We start from the raw sequence: 20,333 nt of genomic DNA on the forward strand, positions 1-20,333 counted from the left end.
TCACGCCGCCTTGGGCGCCTTCGTCTCGTCGAAATCGGCAAGCTGCGAGGCGAGCGCCGCCTGGAACGCCGGCCGTGCCATGCCCCGCGCGACATAGTCGGTGAGCACGGGCCGGTCGGTGAGCAGCGCGCTATCCACCATTTCGCGCAGCACCGTCACCATCGCGATGTCGGCGATGCTGAATGCCCCGGCCAGCCATTCGCGCTCACCCATCGCCGTCGCCAGCCGATCGAGCCGCTGGCCGAGCTGCGCCTCGAGGCTCGGCTGCCGCAGCCGCGCCCATTCCTCACCCGCCGAAAAGATCGTGACGTTGGCGTGCTCGAACCGCCACGGCTCGATCGAGTTATAGGCGGCGAACAGCCACGAGATCGCCCGGTCGCGCGCGGCGGGATCGCGCGGCAGCAACCGCTCGTCCTTCTCCCCCAGATGGAGGAGGATCGCGCCGCTCTCGAACAGCGTCCGCCCCGCATCCTCGATCACCGGCACCTGCCCCCAGGGCTGCTCGAGGAAATACCAGTCGGGCTTCGCCACCGCGCTGACCAGCCGCACGGCATAGTCCATGCCAATCTCCTCGCACGCCCAGCGGGGGCGAAGATCGCGGACGAACCCGCGGGCAAAGCGCGGCACCCATTCGAACGCCGTGATCGTCAGCGGCGCACTTGCGACCTTTGTCATCCCTCAACCCTCCCCGACCGCGCGGTCGAGCGCGGCGATATCGATCTTCCGCATTGTCATCATCGCTTCCATCGCGCGGCCCGCCACCGCGGGATCGGGGTGCGCGATCAGCTCGGTCAGGCGGCGCGGCGTGATCTGCCAGTTTACGCCCCAGCGATCCTTGCACCAACCGCACGCGCTCTCGCGCCCGCCATTGCCGACGATCGCGTCCCAGAGCCGGTCGGTCTCGGCCTGATCGTCGGTGGCGATCTGGAAGCTCACCGCCTCGGTCTGCGGAAAGACCGGCCCGCCGTTGAGGCCGAGGAAGCGCTGTCCCGCCAGATCCCATTCGACGGTGATGACGTCGCCCGCCCGATTGCCCGGCGTGTCGACCGGCGTGCGCGCGACGCGCACGATGCGGCTGTCCGGCAGCAGCGCGGTGTAGAAGTTCGCCGCCTCTTCAGCCCCGCCGTCATACCAGATGCACGGCACGATCTTGCTCATTGACCCGCGCCCTCGGCCGTCGCCGCGGCGTGCGCGGCCACGTCCATCGCGAACGGGCCCCAGCCATTGCCGTCCGGATCCTCGAAGCCGCGCGAATACATGAAGCCCATGTCCTCGGGCTCGTGCAGCTCGCGCCCGCCCGCCTCCAGCGCCGCCTCGGTGAAGCGGTCGACCTCGGCCCGATCGTCCAGCGACAGCGCGTGAAGCGCGCCCGTCTCGGTCCGGGGATCGACGATCCGCTTCGTCGTGAAGGTCGAGAAGAAGTCGCGCGACAGCAGCATCACATGGATGTCGTCGGACCAGTCCATCGCCGAACCCCGTTCGTTCGAGAACTGCTCGTTCTTCGTAAAACCGATCGCCTGATAGAAGGCGGTCGCCCGCGCCACGTCCTCGACCGGCAGGTTCACGAAAATCATTCGTGCCATTTCAACCACTCCCCTCGTCCCGATTCGGGTTCTGGTTGAAAGCTGTGCGCCCCGTGGTTATTAAAAGCAACCATGAAGTTAGTAAAAGTAACCGATGTGAATCCGGCTGCGACGAAGCGTTGGTACGACGACGCCTGCGGCACCGCGCTGGCGCTGGAGATCATTGGCGAGCGCTGGGCGCTGCTCATCATGCGCGAGCTGGTGTTCGGCCCGCGCCGCTTCTCCGAACTGCGCGCGAACCTGCCGGGCATCAGCGCCAATGTGCTGACGCAGCGATTGCAGGGGCTGGAGGCGACGGGGGTGCTGACGCGCCGCACGCTCGCCTCGCCCGCCAACGTCCAGGTCTATGCACTGACCGACTGGGGGCTGGAGGCGCAGCCGATGATGCGCGATCTCGGCCGCTGGGCGGCGCGCTCGCCGCGGCACGATCCGTTCGCGTTCATGTCCCCCGCCTCGGCGATGATGTCGCTCCAGACGCTGGTCGATCCGGACAAGGCGCGCGCCCTCGACCTCACCGTCGGCATTCGCTTTCCGAACGACGCCTTCACCGCCCGCGCCTATGCCGGCGCGATCGAGGTGGTGCGCGGCGAGCCGGAAAACCCCGCCGCCACCTTTACCGGCGACACGATGCAGTTGCGCGTCAGCTTCTACGGCAAGGCCCCGTTCGGCGCGGCCGAGGGGATGGTGGTCACCGGGGACCTCGACGCGGCCCGCGCGTTTACCGACCTGTTCCGCCTGCCCGAAAAGGTGACGTGAGGGACCCTAAGTCCCGTTTGCGTCGCCGCGCCGAGCGCTTATGTGGTCGTCAAACCCCGCTGCGACAGGTTCTTCCTTCATGACCGATCTTGCCAACACCCAGCCCGACAGCCGCCAGACGACGCTGCTCGATGCCCCCGACAAGACGGTCAGCGTGCGCGAGCTGTTCGGCATCGACGTCGACATGCAGGTGCCGGCGTTCAGCGAGGCGGACGAGCGGGTGCCCGACCTCGACCCGGCGTACGTCTTCGACGGCGACACCACGCTCGCGGTGCTGGCGGGCTTCGCGCACAATCGCCGGGTGATGATCCAGGGCTATCACGGCACCGGCAAGTCGTCCCACATCGAACAGGTCGCCGCCCGCCTCAACTGGCCGTGCATCCGCATCAATCTCGACGCGCATATCAGCCGCATCGACCTCATTGGCCGCGACGCGATCGTGCTGAAGGACGGGCAGCAGGTAACCGAGTTTCGCGAGGGGCTGCTTCCCTGGGCGCTCCAGACGCCGACCGCGCTCGTCTTCGACGAATATGACGCCGGCCGCCCCGACGTGATGTTCGTGATCCAGCGCGTGCTGGAGACCGAGGGCAAGCTGACGCTGCTCGACCAGAACCGCGTCATCCGCCCGAATCCGTGGTTCCGCCTGTTCGCCACCGCCAACACCGTCGGCCTGGGCGACACCAGCGGCCTCTATCACGGCACGCAGCAGATCAATCAGGGGCAGATGGACCGCTGGAACGTGGTCGTGACGCTCAACTATCTCCCCGCCGCGACCGAGGCGCAGATCGTGCTCGCCAAGTCGGGCGAATATGACAAGCCCGGCGGCAAGGAAGCGGTCGAGAACATGGTCCGCGTCGCCGAACTGACCCGCCGCGGCTTCATCAACGGCGACATCTCGACCGTGATGAGCCCGCGCACGGTGATCACCTGGGCACAGAATGCGCTGATCTTCGGCGACGTCGGCTTCGCCTTCCGCCTCTCCTTCCTCAACAAGTGCGACGAGGCTGAGCGGGCATTGGTCGCCGAATATTATCAGCGCGTCTTCGGCAAGGACCTGCCCGAGAGCATCGCGAAGAAGGGCTGATCCGAACGCGGCTTTTAGTTTGACGTTGCCCCGGCTAAGCGGTGCGCCTGTCCTTCAGGAGCACCGCCGATGACCGCCCCGCGCCCGCCCTTCCGTGCCGATCATGTCGGCAGCCTGCTGCGCCCCGCCTACCTTACCGAGGCGCGCGAGCAGCTTGCCGCCGGTACGATCGATGCCGCTGCGTTCGATGCGGTGGCCGACCGCGCGGTCAAGGAGATCATCCAGCTCCAAGAAGACGTGGGCCTGCTCGGCATCACCGATGGCGAGGCGCGTCGCGACACCTGGCACATGGATTACATCTACCAGATCGGCGGCATCACCAAGCGCGACAGCGACATGAAAGTCCGCTTTCATAACGAGGGCGGCGACATCGAATGGACCCCCGCCAAGCTGGCGGTGGTCGATCGGCTGAACTTGCCCTCGACGATCTTCGCCGACGCTTTCACCTTCCTCAAGGAGAATGTCCGCCGCGGCACGCCGAAGCTCACCATCCCGAGCCCCTCGATGGTCCATTATCGCGGCGGGCGCGAGGCGGTGAGCGCGGAGGTCTATCCCGACCTCTCGGCCTTCTACGCCGACCTGTCGGCGGTCTATGCGCGCGAAATCGCGGGGCTGGGCGAATTGGGCTGCACCTATCTCCAGCTCGACGACACCAGCCTCGCCTATCTCAACGATCCCGCCCAGCGCGCGATGATCGCCGCGCAGGGGGAGGACGCCGACACCCAGCACGAGACGTACATCCGCATCATCAACGACGCGGTGAAGGATCGCCCCGCGGGCATGACAATCACCACCCATCTGTGCCGCGGCAATTTCCGGTCGAGCTGGGTCGCCTCGGGCAGCTATGACCATGTCGCCGACGCGCTGTTCAACACGCTCGACGTCGACGGCTATTTCCTCGAGTTCGACGACGAGCGGTCGGGCGGGTTCGAGCCGCTGCGCCTCCTGCCCAAAGGAAACAAGCGCGTCGTCCTCGGCCTCGTCACCACCAAGCATGGCGAGCTTGAGGATCCCGACACGATCAAGCGCCGGATCGAGGCGGCGGCGAAGTTCGCGCCGATGGAGCAGCTCTGCCTCAGCGCGCAGTGCGGCTTCTCCTCGACCAAGGAGGGCAACGACATCACCCCGGACCAGCAGCGCGCGAAGCTCGAGGTGATCGTCGCCATCGCGATGGACATGTGGGGCGAGCTTTGACCGAACGGCCGGGGTGATTTCCCTGGCCATTGGCCCTATCTGAAGCCGACGTTCCGACAGAGGCTTTCCCGACCCCATGGCTCAAGCGACCCCCATCGACCGCTTCCGCGACGTGCTCGCCGGCACCGCTCGCGCGATCGCGAACGATGGGGAAGTCGAGCTGGCGTTCAGCGCCGACGCACCGGCACAGTCGGGCCGCGCGCTGAAGGTGCCGATGCCCGGCCGCGCGCTCCCCGCCGATCAGGTGGCGGAGGCGCGCGGATTCGCCGACGGCTTTGCGCTTCGCCTGCGCCTCCACGACGCGAAGCTCCACGCTCGCGGCGCGCCGGTCGAGCCGGTTGCGCGCGCGGTGCACGACGCAGTGGAGACCGCGCGGATCGAGGCGCTGGGCGCGCGCGGCTTCACGGGGATCGGCGACAATCTCGACGCCAGCCTCGCCATGCGGATGCGCTCCGACCCGATCGCCCGCGCGCGCACCCGCGACGAAGTGCCGCTGTCGACCGCGATCCAGCTGATGGTGCGCGAACGGCTGACGGGCAAGCCGGCGCCGCAGACCGCGGCGGGCGGCCTCAGCCTTGTCTCCGACTGGATCGAGGAAAAGGCGGGGCGGGAGCTCGATGCCCTCGCTCTGTCGATCGACGACCAGGCGCAGTTCGCGCGGCTGATCGCCGACCTTCTCGCCGATCTCGAACTCACCGAAGGCCGGATGGAGCCCGACGACGCCGATGACGGCGGCGAGGACGACGACGGCGAGAGCGACGGCGAGGACGATCAGGACGAACAGGGCGACGACGACCAGTCGGGCCAAGGCGACGCCGAGGTCGAGGCGCGCGGCGAACAGCGCGAGAGCGAGGACGCCGAGGGCGAGGGCGAGGAACAGGATCAGGAGGGCGAACCGCTCGACGACATGGACGGGCAGGACGGCGATGAGGGCCGCGACGGGATGCTGCCGACGCGCCCCAACAAGCCCTTTTCGGACTTCGCCCCGTCGTTCGAATACAAGCCTTTCACGACCCAGTTCGACGAGGTGGTGGCCGCCACCGACCTGTGCGACGACGAGGAACTGGGGCGGCTGCGCGCCTATCTCGACCAGCAGCTCGTCCACCTGCAGGGCATCGTCACCAAGCTCGCCAACCGGCTCCAGCGCCGGTTGATGGCGCAGCAGTCGCGGTCGTGGGACTTCGACCAGGACGAGGGGCTGCTCGATGCCGCCCGCCTCGCCCGCGTCGTCGTCAATCCGATGCAGTCGCTCTCCTACAAGATCGAGCGCGACACCGATTTCCGCGACACCGTCGTCACGCTGTTGATCGACAATTCGGGCTCGATGCGCGGGCGGCCGATCGGCATCGCCGCGATCAGCGCCGACATCCTCGCGCGCACGCTCGAACGCTGCGGCGTGAAGGCCGAGATCCTGGGCTTCACCACCCGCGCGTGGAAGGGCGGTCAGGCCCGCGACGCATGGCTGGCACAGGGCCGTCCGCCCGCGCCGGGCCGCCTCAATGACCTCCGACACATCGTCTACAAGGAAGCCGACGAACCCTGGCGGCGCGCGCGCAAGTCATTGGGCCTGATGATGCGCGAGGGGCTGCTCAAGGAGAATATCGACGGCGAGGCGCTGCTCTGGGCCCATTCCCGCCTGATCGCGCGCCCAGAGGAGCGCAAGATCCTGATGGTCATCTCCGACGGCGCGCCGGTCGACGATTCGACGCTGAGCGTGAACTCGGGCAGCTATCTGGAGCGCCACCTTCGCCAGGTGATCGGCTGGATCGAGGGGCGCAGCCCGGTCGAGCTCGTCGCGATCGGCATCGGCCACGACGTAACGCGCTATTATCAGCGCGCGGTGACGATCATGGACGTCGACCAGCTTGCCGGCACGATGATCGAGCAGCTCGCCGGGCTGTTCGACCAGCCGTGATTTCGGTCGAGCCGCCCGGCGGCGGGTTCGTCGGCCCGGTCAAACGCTCGATCACCATCGCCGGCCACGCCACCTCGATCAGCCTCGAACCCCAATTCTGGATCGCGCTGGAGGCCGAGGCGGCGGCACGCGCGCTCCCGCTTTCGGCACTCGTCGCCGCGATCGACGCGCAGCGGATCGCAGCGGACGATCCACCGAACCTAGCCAGCGCGATCCGCACTTGGCTGTTCGCCGCGCGAGGTGGTTGAGCAGGCGCGGCCAACCCCTATCTGACGGGCCTCACATCAGGAGCCCTCAAGATGGCCGACGCCCCCGATCCCGCGAACAACCTGCCCGCCGGCTACGTCCCCCCGCGCGTCTGGGAATGGCAGCCGGGCAATGGTGGGCAGTTCGCCAGCATCAACCGCCCCGTCTCCGGCTCGACGCACGACAAGGAGCTGCCCGTCGGCGAGCACCCGCTGCAACTCTATTCGCAGGGGACGCCGAACGGGCAGAAGGTGACGATCCTGCTCGAGGAACTGCTCGCCGCGGGTCATTCGGATGCAGAATACGACGCCTGGCTGATCCGCATCAATCAGGGTGACCAGTTCGGCAGCGGCTTCGTCGGCATCAATCCCAATTCGAAGATCCCCGCGCTCGTCGACCGCTCCGTCGATCCGGCGATCCCGGTGTTCGAGAGCGGCGCGATCCTCATCTACCTCGCCGAGAAGTTCGGCGCGTTCCTGCCCACCGATCCGGCCGCGCGCGCCGCGGCGCTCAGCTGGCTGATGTGGCAGATGGGGTCCGGGCCATTCGTGGGCGGCGGGTTCGGGCATTTCTATGCCTATGCGCCGATCAAGATTGAATACGCGATCGACCGCTATGCGATGGAGGTGAAGCGCCAGCTCCACGTCCTCGACACCCAGCTCGGCCGGCACGAGTTCGTCGCGGGCGACGCGATCACCATCGCCGACTTCGCGATCTGGCCGTGGTACGGCGCGTTTGCCGCCGGCAAGATCTACGGCACCGCCGCCGAGTTCCTGAACACGGGCGAATACGCCAACCTCCAGCGCTGGACCCGCCAACTCGCCGAGCGCCCGGGCGTGAAGCGCGGCCGGATCGTCAACGTGACGATGGGCGCGCCCGAAAACCAGCTCCACGAACGCCACGACGCCAGCGACTTCGACACGAAGACACAGGACAAGATCGGGGGCTGACCGGCGCGGCGGCGGGTTGTCAGGCCCGCCGCGCTTCCGGCATGGGATGGCCATGGCCGACACCCCCGCCCTCCCCCGGACCGACGAGGAAGCCGCCGCCGAGCTCAAGGCGCTGGCGGCCGAGATCGCGTATCACAACGCGCGCTACCACACCGACGATGCGCCCGAGATCAGCGACGGCGACTACGACGCGCTGGTCCGTCGCAACACCGCGATCGAGGCGGCGTTCCCGGCGCTGGTCCGGCCCGACTCGCCTTCGGTCCGGGTCGGCGCCGCGCCCGCCGCGCACCTCGCCAAGGTCGCGCATGCGCGGCCGATGCTCAGCCTCGACAACGCGTTCGCCGACGAGGATGTGGCCGAATTCGTCGGCCGCGTCCGCCGCTTCCTGTCACTGCGCGCCGACGAGCCCGTCGCGCTCACCGCGGAGCCGAAGATCGACGGCCTTTCCTGTTCGTTGCGGTACGAGAACCGCCGCCTCGTCCGTGCGCTGACCCGCGGCGACGGCGCGGTGGGGGAGGACGTGACCGCCAATGTCCTGACGATCGCCGACATTCCCCGCGAGTTGCCCGCCGGCGCCCCCGACCTGTTCGAGGTGCGCGGCGAGGTCTATATGGAAAAGGCAGCCTTTGCCGCGCTCAACGCCCGCCTGCTGGCCGAGGCAGAGGCGACGAGCAGGCCCGCGCGCCAGTTCGCCAACCCTCGCAACGCCGCCGCCGGCTCGCTGCGTCAGAAGGACGCCGCCGTCACCGCCGCCCGCCCCTTGCGCTTCCTTGGCCATGGCTGGGGGGAGGCAAGCGATCTGCCCGCCGACACGCAGGCTGGCGTCGTCGCCGTGCTTCGCGATTGGGGCTTTCCGATCGCCGACGATTTCGCCCGGTGCGACACCACCGACGACGCGCTCGCCGTCTATCGCGCGATCGAGGCGAAGCGCGCCGACCTCCCCTTCGACATCGACGGCGTCGTCTACAAGGTCGATCGCCTCGACTGGCAGGGGCGACTCGGGACCGTCGGCCGCGCGCCGCGCTGGGGCCTTGCGCACAAATTCCCCGCCGAGCGCGCACAGACCACGCTCCAGGCGATCGACATTCAGGTCGGCCGCACGGGCAAGCTCACGCCCGTCGCCCGGCTCGAGCCCGTCACCGTGGGCGGGGTCGTCGTCACCAACGCGACGCTGCACAACGCCGACGAGATCGCGCGGCTGGGTGTCCGCCCCGGCGACCGCATCGTCCTGCAACGCGCGGGCGACGTGATCCCGCAGATCGTCGAGAACCTGACCGCCGCCGAGCATCGCGCGCCCTTCGTCTTCCCCGACCACTGTCCCGAATGCGGGTCGGAAGCGGTGCGCGAGGAGGGCGAGGTCGATATCCGCTGCACCGGCGGCCTGATCTGTCCCGCCCAGCGCATCGAGCGGCTGAAGCATTTCGTCAGCCGCGCGGCGCTCGATATCGACGGGCTGGGCGAAAAGACGATCGAGCAGTTCGTGGCGCTCGGCTGGCTCAAGGAACCCGCCGATATCTTCCGCCTCAAGGATCACCGCGAGGCGATGCTGGCGCTCGAAGGGTGGAAGGCGAAGTCGGTCGACAACCTGATCGATGCGATCGAGGCGCGGCGCGAACCCGATGCCGCGCGGCTGCTGTTCGGCCTCGGCATCCGCCATGTCGGCGCGGTGACGGCGCGCGACCTCCTCAAGCACTACACCACGCTTGCCGCGATCCGCGAATTGGGTGAGGCGCTGATCGCGCTGCGCGACGCCACCACGCCCGCGCTCGGCGAGGATGCAGGCAAGCACCGCAATCGCCTCGACAAGGCGATCGCCGAGCGCATCGGCGTGGCACAGGTCGGCGCCGCGGTCGGCCACGCGCTCGCCGACTTCTTCCACGAACCGCACAATGTCGAGGCGTGGGACGACCTGATGGGTCAGGTGACGCCCCCTGATTATGTCGTTGCCGCCCGCGCGTCCGAAGTGTCGGGCAAGACCGTCGTCTTCACCGGCAGCCTCGAGACCATGTCGCGCGACGAGGCCAAGGCGCAGGCCGAATCGCTCGGCGCGCGCGTATCGGGTTCGGTGTCGACGAAGACCGACCTGCTCGTCGCTGGCCCCGGTGCAGGGTCGAAGGCGAAGAAGGCCGCCGAACTCGGTATCAAAGTGGTCGACGAGGCCGGCTGGCAGGCGATCGTCGCGGCGGCTGGCTGAGCCTTCGGTAACGATCGTTACTGTAGCCATTTTGCCACGCCGCGCGGCGAAGTGAGCCGTGGGCGCGGTGTGTAACAGAACCGACACATTGCGCGCGCAGGGGCGCGACTAACGACGAATTGCGTCGAATGTTCCGGTCGCTGCGGCCGTTCCTTTAGGGGTACATCATGCGAAATCACCTTATGCTGGGTGCGGCCGTCGTCGCGCTCATGATTCCGGCCGCTGCGATGGCGCAGGAGACGACCTCGAGCATCCGCGGCACCGTGACGCAGGACGGCGCCCCCGTCGCCGGCGCGGTCGTGCGCATCGTCAACACGTCGAACGGCGCCGCGACCACCGCGAACACCAACGACACGGGCAGCTTCACCGCCTCGGGCCTGCTGCCCGGCGGCCCCTACACGGTCGAGGTGACGAGCCCGAACGGCAACGCCACCGTCACCGACATCTTCACCGTCGTCGGCCAGCCCTATACCGTGCCGGTCGAGCTCGCCGCCGCTGGCGGTGACGACATCGTCGTGACCGCCTCGCGCGTTGCCGGTGCCGGCACGATCGCCTCGGGCCCGCGCACCGTCCTGACCCAGGCCGACATCGGCAAGGTCGCATCGGTCAACCGCGACGTCCGCGACCTCGCCCGCCGCGATCCGCTGGCCCAGCTCGACCTCGGCAACAGCCGCGCGGTCAGCTTCGCGGGCGTCAACCCGCGCTTCAACCGCTTCACGATCAACGGCGTGCAGATCGGCGACAATTTCGGCCTCAATGCCGACGCCAATCCCACCGCGCGTGGCCCGGTGCCGTTCGACGCGATCAGCCAGTTCTCGGTCTCGATCGCGCCGTCGGACATCCGCCAGGGCAATTTCCAGGGCGGCGCCATCGACACCGTCGTCAAGTCGGGCACCAACGAGTTCACGGGCACCGGCTTCTATTCGCAGTCGACCGACGGGCTTCAGGGCGACCGCATCGGCTCGAACCGCCAGGTGCTGCCGAAGTACAAGTCGGAGACCTATGGCGCGACGATCGGCGGGCCGCTGATCCGCGACAAGCTGTTCTTCATGGTGTCGGGCGAGCGCAACACCGACCCGCGTCCCGCCGCAGTGTCGCAGATCTCGCAGATCCCCGGCCTGACCCAGACACAGATCGACACCGTCAAGAACACCGCCCAGAGCGTCTACAACTACGATGCAGGCGACATCGTCACGATCAACCAGAGCAAGGACGAGAAGATCGTCGGCCGCATCGACTGGAACATCGTCGACGGCCAGCGCCTGTCGCTCACCTACCTCAACGCCTATGAATCGGCGACTGTCCCCCAGAACACCTCGACCAGCCTGACGACGCCGGGCCTCGGCCTGTCGTCTAACGCCTATCAGCGCTCGGTTCTGGTGCGCGCAGGCATCGTCCAGCTGAACTCGGACTGGACCGACAAGCTCTCGACCGAAGCGCGCTTCCTCTATCAGTCGAACGAAGTGACGCAGAAGTCGCTCGGCGAGCAGCCCTACGCGCAGCTGCGCGTCTGCACCGACCCCACCAGCATCGTGTCGGGCACCAACACGGTTAACACCTGCGGCACGGGCGTTCCGATCATCACCTTTGGCCCCGATGTGAACCGGCATGCCAACGAGCTGTTCTTCGATACCTGGGGCGGCTCGATCCTGACCCGCTACAACGCCGGCGCGCATCAGTTCAGCCTGCTCGCCGAATATAACCGTCGTCGCACGACCAACCTGTTCCTCGCGAACGCGGCTGGCGCCTATTATTTCGACTCGATCGCCGACTTCCAGAACCGCAACGCGTCGCAATTCTCGTACCAGAACGCGCGGTCGCTCAACGTCCGCGATTCGGCGGCCGATTTCGTCTATGACCAGTGGACGTTCGGTCTTCAGGATACGTGGGACATCGCCAGCAACTTCGACGTGACGATCGGCGCGCGCTACGACCTGTACGGCATGCGCTCGCAGGTGCCGATCAACAACGCGTTCCTGGGTCGCTACGGCTTCACCAATACCCAGACCTACAAGGGTCTTGGCAACTTCCAGCCGCGCTTCAGCTTCAACTGGCGCCCGGTCGACAGCCTGCGCGTGCGCGGCGGCGTGTCGGTCTTCGGCGGCGGTTCGCCCGACATCTATCTGTCGAACAGCTTCTCGAACACCGGCGTCGTCACCAGCGCGATCACCAACCTGACGCGCGCCACCGTGGCGGCGAACGGCACGACCGCGACCTGCGCCTCGCCCTTCAACGGCGCGAATGCGGGCGTTTGCCAGGCGGCGCTCAACGGCGTGAACGGTGCGACGATCCCGGCGGTGGTTGACAACTACATCGCGACCAACACCGCGGGCCAGGCGCTGGCGCCCACCTCGTCGCTGGCGCAGGACTTCCGCCCGCCGTCGGTCACGAAGTTCAACCTGACCGCCGAATATGACTGGTCGGGCTTCACCTTCGGCGCCGACTATCTCTACACCATGACCAATGAGGGCGTGAGCTTCACCGACCTGCGTTCGCGCCAGATCGGCACGCTGCCCGACGGTCGCCCGCGCTACACCTTCGTCACCACGCCGGGCACGACGGTCACCGCCGACAACAATGCCGACTATCAGATCTACAATGATGGTCGCGGTCGCAGCCACATCGCCGTCGCGCGCATCAACAAGACGTTCGACTTCGGCCTGACGCTTGGCGGCAGCTATGCGTGGCAGAACGTCAAGGACGTGAGCCCGGCGACCTCGTCGACCCCCGGCTCGCTCTATGCCAACGCGGCGAAGGGCGATCCGAACTTCCCGGCCTATGGCCGCGCGAACGACGAGACGACGTGGCGCTACACCTATAGCGTCGGGTTCGATCGCGCCTTCTTCGGCGACTATCGCACCGTTATCCAGCTGTTCGGCGAAACCCGCGCGGGACGCCGCTACAGCTTCACGATGCAGGACAACAACAACAACCGCTCGCCCGTTTTCGGCACGATCGGCAACAACAACGCCCACCTGCTCTACGTCCCCACCGGCCTCGACGATGCCCGCGTGAGCTACGACAACACCGACACGCGCGATAAGCTTGATACGCTCATCAACAACAGCGCGCTCAAGAACTATCGCGGGACGATCGCGGCGAAGAACATCGCCCGCAACCGCGCCTTCACGCGGATCGACCTCCATCTCGAGCAGGAAATTCCGACGTTCGTGGGCAAGTCGCGCATCTCGCTGTTCGCGGACATCGAGAACCTGCCCAACCTGCTCAACAAGGATTGGGGCGGCCTGCGCCAGTTCGGCTTCCCGTACACCGCCGACGTGGTGCGCGTGCAGTGCCTGACCACGCCGGTCGCGACCGGCGTCACGCCGGGTGCGGGCGTCGTGAACACCGCCTCGACCCAGGCGTGCAACCAGTACCGTTATTCGACCTATCGCGAGCCGAACGAGAGCGCGGTGCAGTTCAACCAGTCGCTCTACCTGATCCGCGTTGGTGCGCGCTTCACCTTCTGATCCGCGCCTAACAGGATCGACCCTGATCGGGGCCGCCGTTCCAAGGGGACGGCGGCCCCTTTCGTTTCCGGCTTTTGCCCTTCGCGGGCCGTGCCGCTACATGAGGCCGCACATGGCGAGCACCGCGATCCTCTCCCGCCCGTTCTTCGAACAGAAAAGCCGCGCCTTCTGGATGCTCCAGGCGGCGGGCTGGTCGGGCTATCTGATCCTGCGCATGGTGTCGGGCGTCTCGAACAACCCCAGCCTCGACAATGTCATCCCGATCATCATCGAATCGATCGTCGGATACTGCCTGACGCTGCTGCTCTCGACGCTCTACGGCTATTACCGGCGGCTGCCGCGGATTACGGGCATCCTTGCCGTCGTGGTGACGCTGGCGGCAGCGACGGTGATCTATGCCGTGCTCGACGCCTTCACCTTCTCGTTCATCCGCTCGGCCAGCCCCGGGATCACCGTCAACCTCGTGCTGGCGACGGTCTTCCTCAACTTCACCGTGCTGGCCGGCTGGACCGCGCTCTATTTCGGCATCAACTGGTACCTCATTGTCGAGGACCAGATCGACCGCATGCAGGCGCTGGAGCTTCAGGCGTCTTCGGCGCAGCTCGCCATGCTGCGCTATCAGCTCAATCCGCATTTCCTGTTCAACACGCTCAATTCGATCTCGACGCTGGTGCTCCTGAAGCAGACCGAGCGTGCAAACGTGATGCTCTCCCGCCTCTCCTCGTTCCTGCGCTACACGCTGGCGAACGAGCCGACCGCGCACGTGACGCTGGCGCAGGAGATCGAGACGCTGAAGCTCTATCTGGAGATCGAGAAGATGCGATTCGAGGCGCGGCTGCGCCCCGTCTTCGATGTCGATGCCCGCGTCGAGCGGGCGCGGCTGCCCTCGCTCCTCCTGCAACCGCTGGTCGAAAACGCGATCAAATACGCCGTCACCCCACTCGAGGAGGGGGCGGAGATCGCGGTTTCCGCACGGCTCGCCGGGGATCGGGTGCAGATCGCCGTGACCGACAGCGGTCCGGGGTTGATGCAGGGCAAATCTCGGCCAAGCCTTTCTACCGGCGTGGGCCTGGCCAATATCCGCGACCGTCTGGCCCAGGCTTATGGTGCGGAGCACCGTTTCGACACGGGGGCGAACCCCGGCGGCGGCTTCCGCGTTGAGATCGAGATTCCGTTCCAGGTCGAGGAACCCAAGCGCGAGGCAGCATGACCATCCGTACCATCCTTGTCGACGACGAGTCGCTGGCCATCCAGGGCCTAGAACTGCGGCTCCAGGCGCATGAGGACGTCGAGATCATCGACAAGTGCATGAACGGCCGCGAGGCGATCCGTTCGATCAAGACCCACAAACCCGACCTCGTCTTCCTCGACGTGCAGATGCCCGGCTTCGACGGCTTCTCGGTCGTCCAGGGGCTGATGGAGGTCGAGCCGCCGCTGTTCGTCTTCGTCACCGCCTATTCCGACCATGCGATCCGCGCGTTCGAGGCGCAGGCGGTAGATTACCTGATGAAGCCGGTCGAGGAAGCGCGGCTCGGCGACACGCTCGACCGCGTGCGCCAGCGCCTCAACGAAAAGCGCGGCCAGGCCGAGGTCGAGAAGCTGAAGGAAGTGCTGGCCGAGGTCGCCCCCGACGCGGTGCAGGACATCGGCGACGGCGCCGGCGGCGAGCTTGCCTCGAACCGGTTCGAGAAGCTCATCAACATCAAGGATCGCGGCCAGATCTTCCGCGTCGACGTCGATTCGATAGAGCGGATCGACGCCGCGGGCGATTACATGTGCATCTACACCGGCGACAACACGCTCATCCTGCGCGAGACGATGAAGGACCTCGAGAAGCGGCTCGACCCGCGCCGGTTCCAGCGCGTCCATCGCTCGACGATCGTCAACCTCGATCTCGTCCGACAGGTGAAGCCGCACACCAACGGCGAGTGCTTTCTCGTCCTCGATTCGGGCGCGCAGGTGAAGGTGAGCCGCAGCTATCGCGACGTGGTGGCGCGCTTCGTCCACTGATGCGGACCGCCACCGATCTCGCCGCCGATCTCCATGCCCTGGGGCTGGGCGGCGGCGAGACGGTGATGGCGCATGCGGGGATGCGAAGCATCGGGCCGCTCGTGGGCGGGCCGGACACGCTGATTGAAGCGATCCGGCTCGTCATCGGCACCGCCGGCACGCTGGTCGTCGCGACCGATTGGGAAGCGCCCTATCTCCAGCACCTGATCGGCGAGGACGGGCGGGTGCCCGACGAATGGCGCGAGCATATCCCGCCCTACGACCCCGCCCGGTCGCGGGCGATGCGCGAGAACGGCGTGTTCGCCGAGTTCATGCGGACGACGCCGGGTGCGCGGCGCAGCGCCAATCCCAATTGCTCGGTCGCCGCGATCGGCGCGCGCGCCGACTGGCTGACCAAGAACCAGGCGCTCGACTATGGCTATGGCGAGGGCTCGCCGCTGGCGAAGCTGATCGAGGCGGGGGGCAAGGTGCTGCTGGTCGGCGCGCCCGCGCACAGTATCACGCTGCTCCACCATGCCGAACATCTTGCCGCCATTCTGGGTAAACGTGTGCTGCGGCAGGAAATCCCGCTCCGCCGCGCCGACGGTAGCGTCGAGTGGCGCTGGTGCGAGGAATATGAATCGAGCGAAGCGGTCGTGCCCGGCTTCGACGATGAATATTTCGACGATATCGCCGCCGATTACCGCGCGGCGGGCGGCGGCATCCGCGGGCCGGTCGGCGACGCCCCAGCCGAATTGTTCGACGCCGCCGACATCACGCACTTCGCCGTGGACTGGCTGGAGCGCGCGGTCACGGCTCAATCCTCGGCGGGCTGAGCTCCATCATCGGTTGCGTCTTCGGCATCGGCGGCCCCGTCTTCGGCCTTGTCGCCGTCCTGGAACCACGCCTCGACCTCGCCCGAAAGCTTGATCGTTAGCGGATTGCCGAAGCGGTCGGTCTTGCGGCCGACCTGCACGCGGATCCAGCCTTCGGAGATCGAATATTCCTCGACGTCGGTCCGCTCGGCACCCTTGAAGCGGATGCCGACGCCGCGCTCCAGCGCGCTCTGGTCGAAATGGGGGCTCTTGGGCTGGATCGACAGGCGATCGGGGGGCGTATCGGACATGCCCGCGCCCTTAGCGCGCCCCGTCCCGAATCGAAAGGGGCGGCGGATCGCTCCGCCGCCCCTTCGCGATCAGCAATAGCGGACGCGAACGTCGCGTCCGATATAAGGGTCGAACTGCCAACGGGTGAAACAGCGCTGGCGATAGAAGCGGCGCGGCGGCGCGTAATAACCGTTCCAGCCGCCGCGATAGCGCGGGCCGTAGTAGCCGCCGTCATAATAGCCGCGCGGCCCGTAATAGCCGCGATCGTAGTAGCCACGGTCCCGATAGCGATCGTTGGCGATCGCGCTGCCGATCGCCAGCCCGGCGACTCCGCCGATGATCGCTGCCGCCGCGGCATCGCCGCCGCGGTCGCGGTGATAGCGGCGCCACTGCGCCTCGGCCGGGGCGGCGGCGGTCAGCATGGTCGCGCCCGCGACGAGTCCGAGCGTCGCCTTCTTCATGATGGACATGGGTCTAGCCTCCTCAAACATGGTCGCGAAACGCTGTGGTCGGGGTTGAACGCACGTATCGCCGCGACGATAGCGCGTGGCATAATCGAGTCGCGCTGAACGCCCCGCGAACCGGGTGTTCACCGTGAGTTTAAGTAGATGAACGGAAAGGACGAACGCCCTTGGCCCTTTGGCTGATGAAATCGGAGCCCGACGTGTTCGGCTGGGACGACCTGGTCCGCGACGGAAAGACCGAATGGGACGGCGTGCGCAATCACACCGCCGCGCGCAACCTGCGCGAAATGAGGGTCGGCGACCGCGCCTTTTTCTATCACAGCAATATCGGCCTCCAGATCGTCGGGATCATGGAGATCGCGCGCGAGGCGAAGAAGGACGGCGAGGAGGGCAACTGGGTGTCGGTCGAGTGCCGCCCGGTCGAACCGCTGCCGCATCCCGTGACGCTGAAAATGGTGAAGGCCGAGCCGCGCCTCGCCGAGATGGAGCTCGTCAAATATTCGCGGCTGTCGGTCGGCCGCGTGAGCCCGGAGGAATGGGCCGTCGTCCTCGAAATGGCGGGCGCGAAATGACGCTGGCGCGGTCCCGCGCCCGGGCGTAGAGGCGCGAGATGAGCACCAAAACGGTATCGGTCAATAAATCCCCGGTGATCGAGGATCGGGCGCAGCTCCTCGACTATTTCGCGCGCGGCGAGAAGCCGGCCGACCGCTGGCGCATCGGCACCGAGCACGAGAAGTTCGTCTATCGCACCGACGATTTCCGCGCGCCGTCCTATGACGAGCCCGGCGGCATCCGCGACCTGCTGATGGCGCTCACCCCCTATGGCTGGACCCCGGTGGAGGAGAACGGCCACGTCATCGCCCTTGCCGGCCCCGACGGCACCGTCAGCCTGGAGCCCGCGGGCCAGCTCGAGCTGTCGGGCGCCCCGCTTGAGAACCTGCACCAGACCTGTGCCGAGACCGGCCGGCACCTCGAACAGGTGAAGGCGGTCGGCGAGAAACTCGGCCTCGGCTTCCTCGGCCTCGGCATGTGGCCCGACAAGGCGCGCGCCGAGCTGCCGATCATGCCCAAGGGGCGCTATGCGATCATGCTGCGGCACATGCCGCGAGTGGGGTCGATGGGTCTCGACATGATGCTTCGGACCTGCACGATCCAGGTCAATCTCGACTATTCGAGCGAAGCCGACATGGCGAAGAAGTTCCGCGTCGGCCTCGCGCTCCAGCCACTGGCGACCGCGCTGTTCGCCAATTCGCCGCTGACCGAGGGGCATCCGAACGGGATGCTCTCGTACCGCAGCCATATCTGGTCCGACACCGACCCGCACCGCACGGGGATGCTGCCCTTCGTGTTCGAGGACGGCTTCGGCTACGAGCGGTACGCCGACTATGCGCTCGATGTGCCGATGTACTTCGTCTATCGCGACGGCCGCTATATCGACGCCGCGGGGCTCAGCTTCCGCGACTTCCTGAAGGGCGAGCTGTCGGTCCTGCCGGGTGAGAAGCCGACGATCGACGACTGGGCCGACCACCTGTCGACGGCGTTCCCCGAAGTGCGGCTCAAGACCTTCCTCGAGATGCGCGGCGCCGATGGCGGACCGTGGGGGCGTATCTGTGCGCTGCCCGCCTTCTGGGTCGGGCTGCTCTACGATCAGGGCGCGCTCGACGCCGCATGGGACCTGGTCAAGGGATGGTCAATGGAAGAGCGGGAGGCGCTTCGCAGCGACGTTCCCCGCCTCGCGCTCGACGCCCCGCTCCCCGGTGGCGGCAAGCTGCGCGACATTGCGAAGGACGTGCTCGGCATCGCGCATCGGGGGCTCGCCGCGCGCGGCCGCCGCAACGCCTCGGGCGACGACGAGACCGGCTTCCTCGAGCCGCTGAACGAGATCGTCCGCTCGGGCAAGGTGCCCGCCGAGCGCCTGCTGGAGCGCTATCACGCGGCTTGGGACGGCGACGCGACCGGCATCTATCGCGAGAACCGTTTCTAGGCGACCTCGCCCGGTGCAGTTGCCGGCCGCCGCGACCCGCCCAGCCAAGCGAAGAAGCGCGGGATTGCGGCATTGCGCGCCATCCATTCGCTATACTCGCGGTACGCCGGATCGAGGCCGAGGTGCCGCTCCTCGGTCTTCGCGCGCCAGTAATAGACGCCGCTCACCACCGCCATCAGAAGCGTGTTGCGCACGCCGTCCTGCCAGTCGCCGTTCGCGGGCAGTATCGGCAGCACTGCCAGCCACCAGAACAGGTTCTTCGACAGGTACGCCGGATGCCGGGAAAAGGCATAGGGCCCGTGCGTCAGGATGCCGCGATGCGTGAGGTTCGAGAAGCGAAAGCCGAACGCCATCGTCGCCCAGGCATAGATGCCCGTTAGCCCGACCAGCGCCGCGCCCCAGATCGAGAGCAGGACGGGATGCCCCGCGAACCACACCGCCCAGCCATCGGGTCCGTTGGTCCCCTGATGATAATCGAGCGGCCCGCCGTCGCCCATCAGGATGAAGGGCGGGTAGCAGATCAGCGCAGCCATCCATGCCGCCGCGAACGGATTGGCGGTGCGGATATGCGCGTCGAGCGGTTTGATCGTCAGGACATAGCCCACCGTCGCGAACGCCACGTCGATCATGAACATGAAGGTGATGAGCCACATGGCAAGCGCCGTGGGGCTCGACAGCACCTCGCTCATGTCGCCGCGGATGAACGCGCCGAACCCGCCGGGCACGATCGCCAGCATGAACGCCATGAAGAAACCCTTGACCGCCCAGGCGCGCGCATGGTGCGCGATCGCGGTTCGGTCGATCTCCTCATCGAGCCCCATCACCCACGCGCCGAAATGCCAGGTGCCGTCGCGCGGCTCGACCGTTACCCGGTCGATCAGGAAGATGTAGGGGATCGACAGCGCGAACAGCCACGGCGCGACCGCCTGAAAGCACGCCATCGCGAAGCCGAACATGCCGTCATGATAGACGCGGACGCTGAAATAGATGAGGCCGATCGCGGCCCACGTCACCCACAGGCCGGCCAACCGCGTCAGGCTAATCTCGAACGTCTCGCGCCACGGCTTGGGGTTCGCCCAGTCGAGGCCGGTGGAGGCGTGACGGTGGACCTTGTCGACCAGCACTGCCCACAGGACCATCGGTAACCCGCAGGCGGCGAGGTTGGTGAGCGCCGAGAACGGCCCGTCCATGCCATAGAACTTGGCGATGCCGGTCCAGGTCAGCAGCCCCGCCAGCCCGGCAAGGCCGCAGCCCGTCGACACCGCCGATTTCGGGCGCGGGTCGGCCGCGCGGGCGGCAAGGCGCGTATAGTGGTACATGGCCCTGCCCTAGCGCAGCAATGGTAAGCGCCGCGTGAAGAGCGTTCGGTTGAGGCTGTGACAATATCACGCGAAACCG

General features: G+C 67.1%; 19 protein-coding genes. 13 read left to right on the forward strand and 6 right to left on the reverse strand.

Annotated elements, in window-relative coordinates; genetic code table 11:
• Genes FHR19_RS00090 through FHR19_RS00100 form a run of 3 tightly spaced genes read right to left on the reverse strand, consistent with a single transcriptional unit; the run spans position 1 to position 1,583 of the window.
• Positions 1-675, reverse strand: a complete 675-nt coding sequence (locus FHR19_RS00090) for a glutathione S-transferase family protein (RefSeq protein ID WP_184023107.1) — start codon at positions 673-675, stop codon at positions 1-3.
• A 3-nt stretch (positions 676-678) separates the two neighbouring features.
• On the reverse strand, positions 679-1,158 hold the full coding sequence (locus FHR19_RS00095; RefSeq protein ID WP_184023108.1) for a VOC family protein: 480 nt from the start codon (positions 1,156-1,158) through the stop codon (positions 679-681).
• A complete protein-coding gene (locus tag FHR19_RS00100; RefSeq protein ID WP_184023109.1) occupies positions 1,155-1,583 on the reverse strand; it encodes a VOC family protein in 429 nt (142 codons plus the stop codon). The genes FHR19_RS00095 and FHR19_RS00100 overlap by 4 nt, the downstream gene beginning before the upstream one ends.
• 72 nt (positions 1,584-1,655) lie before the next feature.
• Here FHR19_RS00100 and FHR19_RS00105 point away from each other — a divergent pair, with 72 nt between their 5' ends.
• The 11 genes from FHR19_RS00105 (at position 1,656) to aac(3) (ending at position 16,217) form a co-directional block, all read left to right on the forward strand.
• Positions 1,656-2,339, forward strand: coding sequence for a winged helix-turn-helix transcriptional regulator (locus tag FHR19_RS00105; RefSeq protein WP_184023110.1), 684 nt, complete (start codon positions 1,656-1,658; stop codon positions 2,337-2,339).
• 79 nt (positions 2,340-2,418) lie between these two features.
• The gene (gene cobS / locus FHR19_RS00110) at positions 2,419-3,423 is read left to right on the forward strand and encodes a cobaltochelatase subunit CobS (protein WP_184023111.1); all 1,005 of its coding nucleotides are present in this window, start codon (positions 2,419-2,421) and stop codon (positions 3,421-3,423) included.
• Positions 3,424-3,492: 69 nt separating this feature from the next.
• A complete protein-coding gene (locus FHR19_RS00115; protein ID WP_184023112.1) occupies positions 3,493-4,617 on the forward strand; it encodes a 5-methyltetrahydropteroyltriglutamate--homocysteine S-methyltransferase in 1,125 nt (374 codons plus the stop codon).
• A gap of 76 nt (positions 4,618-4,693) precedes the next feature.
• Positions 4,694-6,532 (forward strand): cobaltochelatase subunit CobT, encoded by a 1,839-nt coding sequence (gene cobT, locus FHR19_RS00120; protein WP_184023113.1) that lies wholly within the window; start codon positions 4,694-4,696, stop codon positions 6,530-6,532.
• Entirely contained in the window at positions 6,529-6,780 is a 252-nt protein-coding gene (locus FHR19_RS00125) for a ribbon-helix-helix domain-containing protein (protein ID WP_343053102.1), read from the forward strand. Before cobT ends, FHR19_RS00125 begins: the two co-directional genes overlap by 4 nt.
• A 51-nt stretch (positions 6,781-6,831) precedes the next feature.
• Complete coding sequence (gene yghU / locus FHR19_RS00130; RefSeq protein WP_184023114.1) at positions 6,832-7,728, forward strand: glutathione-dependent disulfide-bond oxidoreductase; 897 nt, start codon at positions 6,832-6,834, stop codon at positions 7,726-7,728.
• A gap of 52 nt (positions 7,729-7,780) precedes the next feature.
• On the forward strand, positions 7,781-9,922 hold the full coding sequence (gene ligA / locus FHR19_RS00135) for an NAD-dependent DNA ligase LigA (RefSeq protein ID WP_184023115.1): 2,142 nt from the start codon (positions 7,781-7,783) through the stop codon (positions 9,920-9,922).
• A 167-nt stretch (positions 9,923-10,089) separates the two neighbouring features.
• The gene (locus FHR19_RS00140; protein WP_184023116.1) at positions 10,090-13,392 is read left to right on the forward strand and encodes a TonB-dependent receptor; all 3,303 of its coding nucleotides are present in this window, start codon (positions 10,090-10,092) and stop codon (positions 13,390-13,392) included.
• 112 nt (positions 13,393-13,504) lie between these two features.
• Positions 13,505-14,602 carry a sensor histidine kinase gene (locus tag FHR19_RS00145; RefSeq protein ID WP_184023117.1) on the forward strand — a complete coding sequence of 366 codons (1,098 nt, stop codon included), beginning with the start codon at positions 13,505-13,507 and terminating at the stop codon, positions 14,600-14,602.
• Positions 14,599-15,402 carry a LytR/AlgR family response regulator transcription factor gene (locus FHR19_RS00150; protein ID WP_184023119.1) on the forward strand — a complete coding sequence of 268 codons (804 nt, stop codon included), beginning with the start codon at positions 14,599-14,601 and terminating at the stop codon, positions 15,400-15,402. The genes FHR19_RS00145 and FHR19_RS00150 overlap by 4 nt, the downstream gene beginning before the upstream one ends.
• Positions 15,402-16,217, forward strand: coding sequence for an aminoglycoside 3-N-acetyltransferase (gene aac(3) / locus FHR19_RS00155; protein WP_184023120.1), 816 nt, complete (start codon positions 15,402-15,404; stop codon positions 16,215-16,217). Before FHR19_RS00150 ends, aac(3) begins: the two co-directional genes overlap by 1 nt.
• On the opposite strand, the gene FHR19_RS00160 is transcribed toward aac(3), so the two are convergent.
• The gene (locus FHR19_RS00160) at positions 16,199-16,507 is read right to left on the reverse strand and encodes a DUF3297 family protein (protein ID WP_184023121.1); all 309 of its coding nucleotides are present in this window, start codon (positions 16,505-16,507) and stop codon (positions 16,199-16,201) included. The two genes, aac(3) and FHR19_RS00160, sit on opposite strands and share 19 nt — an antisense overlap.
• Before the next feature lie 69 nt (positions 16,508-16,576).
• Entirely contained in the window at positions 16,577-16,957 is a 381-nt protein-coding gene (locus FHR19_RS00165; protein WP_184023123.1) for a hypothetical protein, read from the reverse strand.
• Positions 16,958-17,118: 161 nt separating this feature from the next.
• On the opposite strand from FHR19_RS00165, the gene FHR19_RS00170 reads away from it, so the two are divergent.
• On the forward strand, positions 17,119-17,523 hold the full coding sequence (locus FHR19_RS00170; protein WP_184023125.1) for an EVE domain-containing protein: 405 nt from the start codon (positions 17,119-17,121) through the stop codon (positions 17,521-17,523).
• 38 nt (positions 17,524-17,561) lie between these two features.
• Positions 17,562-18,935 (forward strand): glutamate--cysteine ligase, encoded by a 1,374-nt coding sequence (locus FHR19_RS00175; protein WP_184023127.1) that lies wholly within the window; start codon positions 17,562-17,564, stop codon positions 18,933-18,935.
• On the opposite strand, the gene FHR19_RS00180 is transcribed toward FHR19_RS00175, so the two are convergent.
• Positions 18,932-20,254: a methyltransferase family protein gene (locus tag FHR19_RS00180; protein WP_184023129.1), complete on the reverse strand. Its 1,323-nt coding sequence runs from the start codon at positions 20,252-20,254 to the stop codon at positions 18,932-18,934. The two genes, FHR19_RS00175 and FHR19_RS00180, sit on opposite strands and share 4 nt — an antisense overlap.
• Positions 20,255-20,333 lie beyond the last annotated feature (79 nt).

The organism is Sphingomonas yantingensis (assembly GCF_014199325.1).
GTDB classification, from domain to species: domain Bacteria; phylum Pseudomonadota; class Alphaproteobacteria; order Sphingomonadales; family Sphingomonadaceae; genus Sphingomonas; species Sphingomonas yantingensis.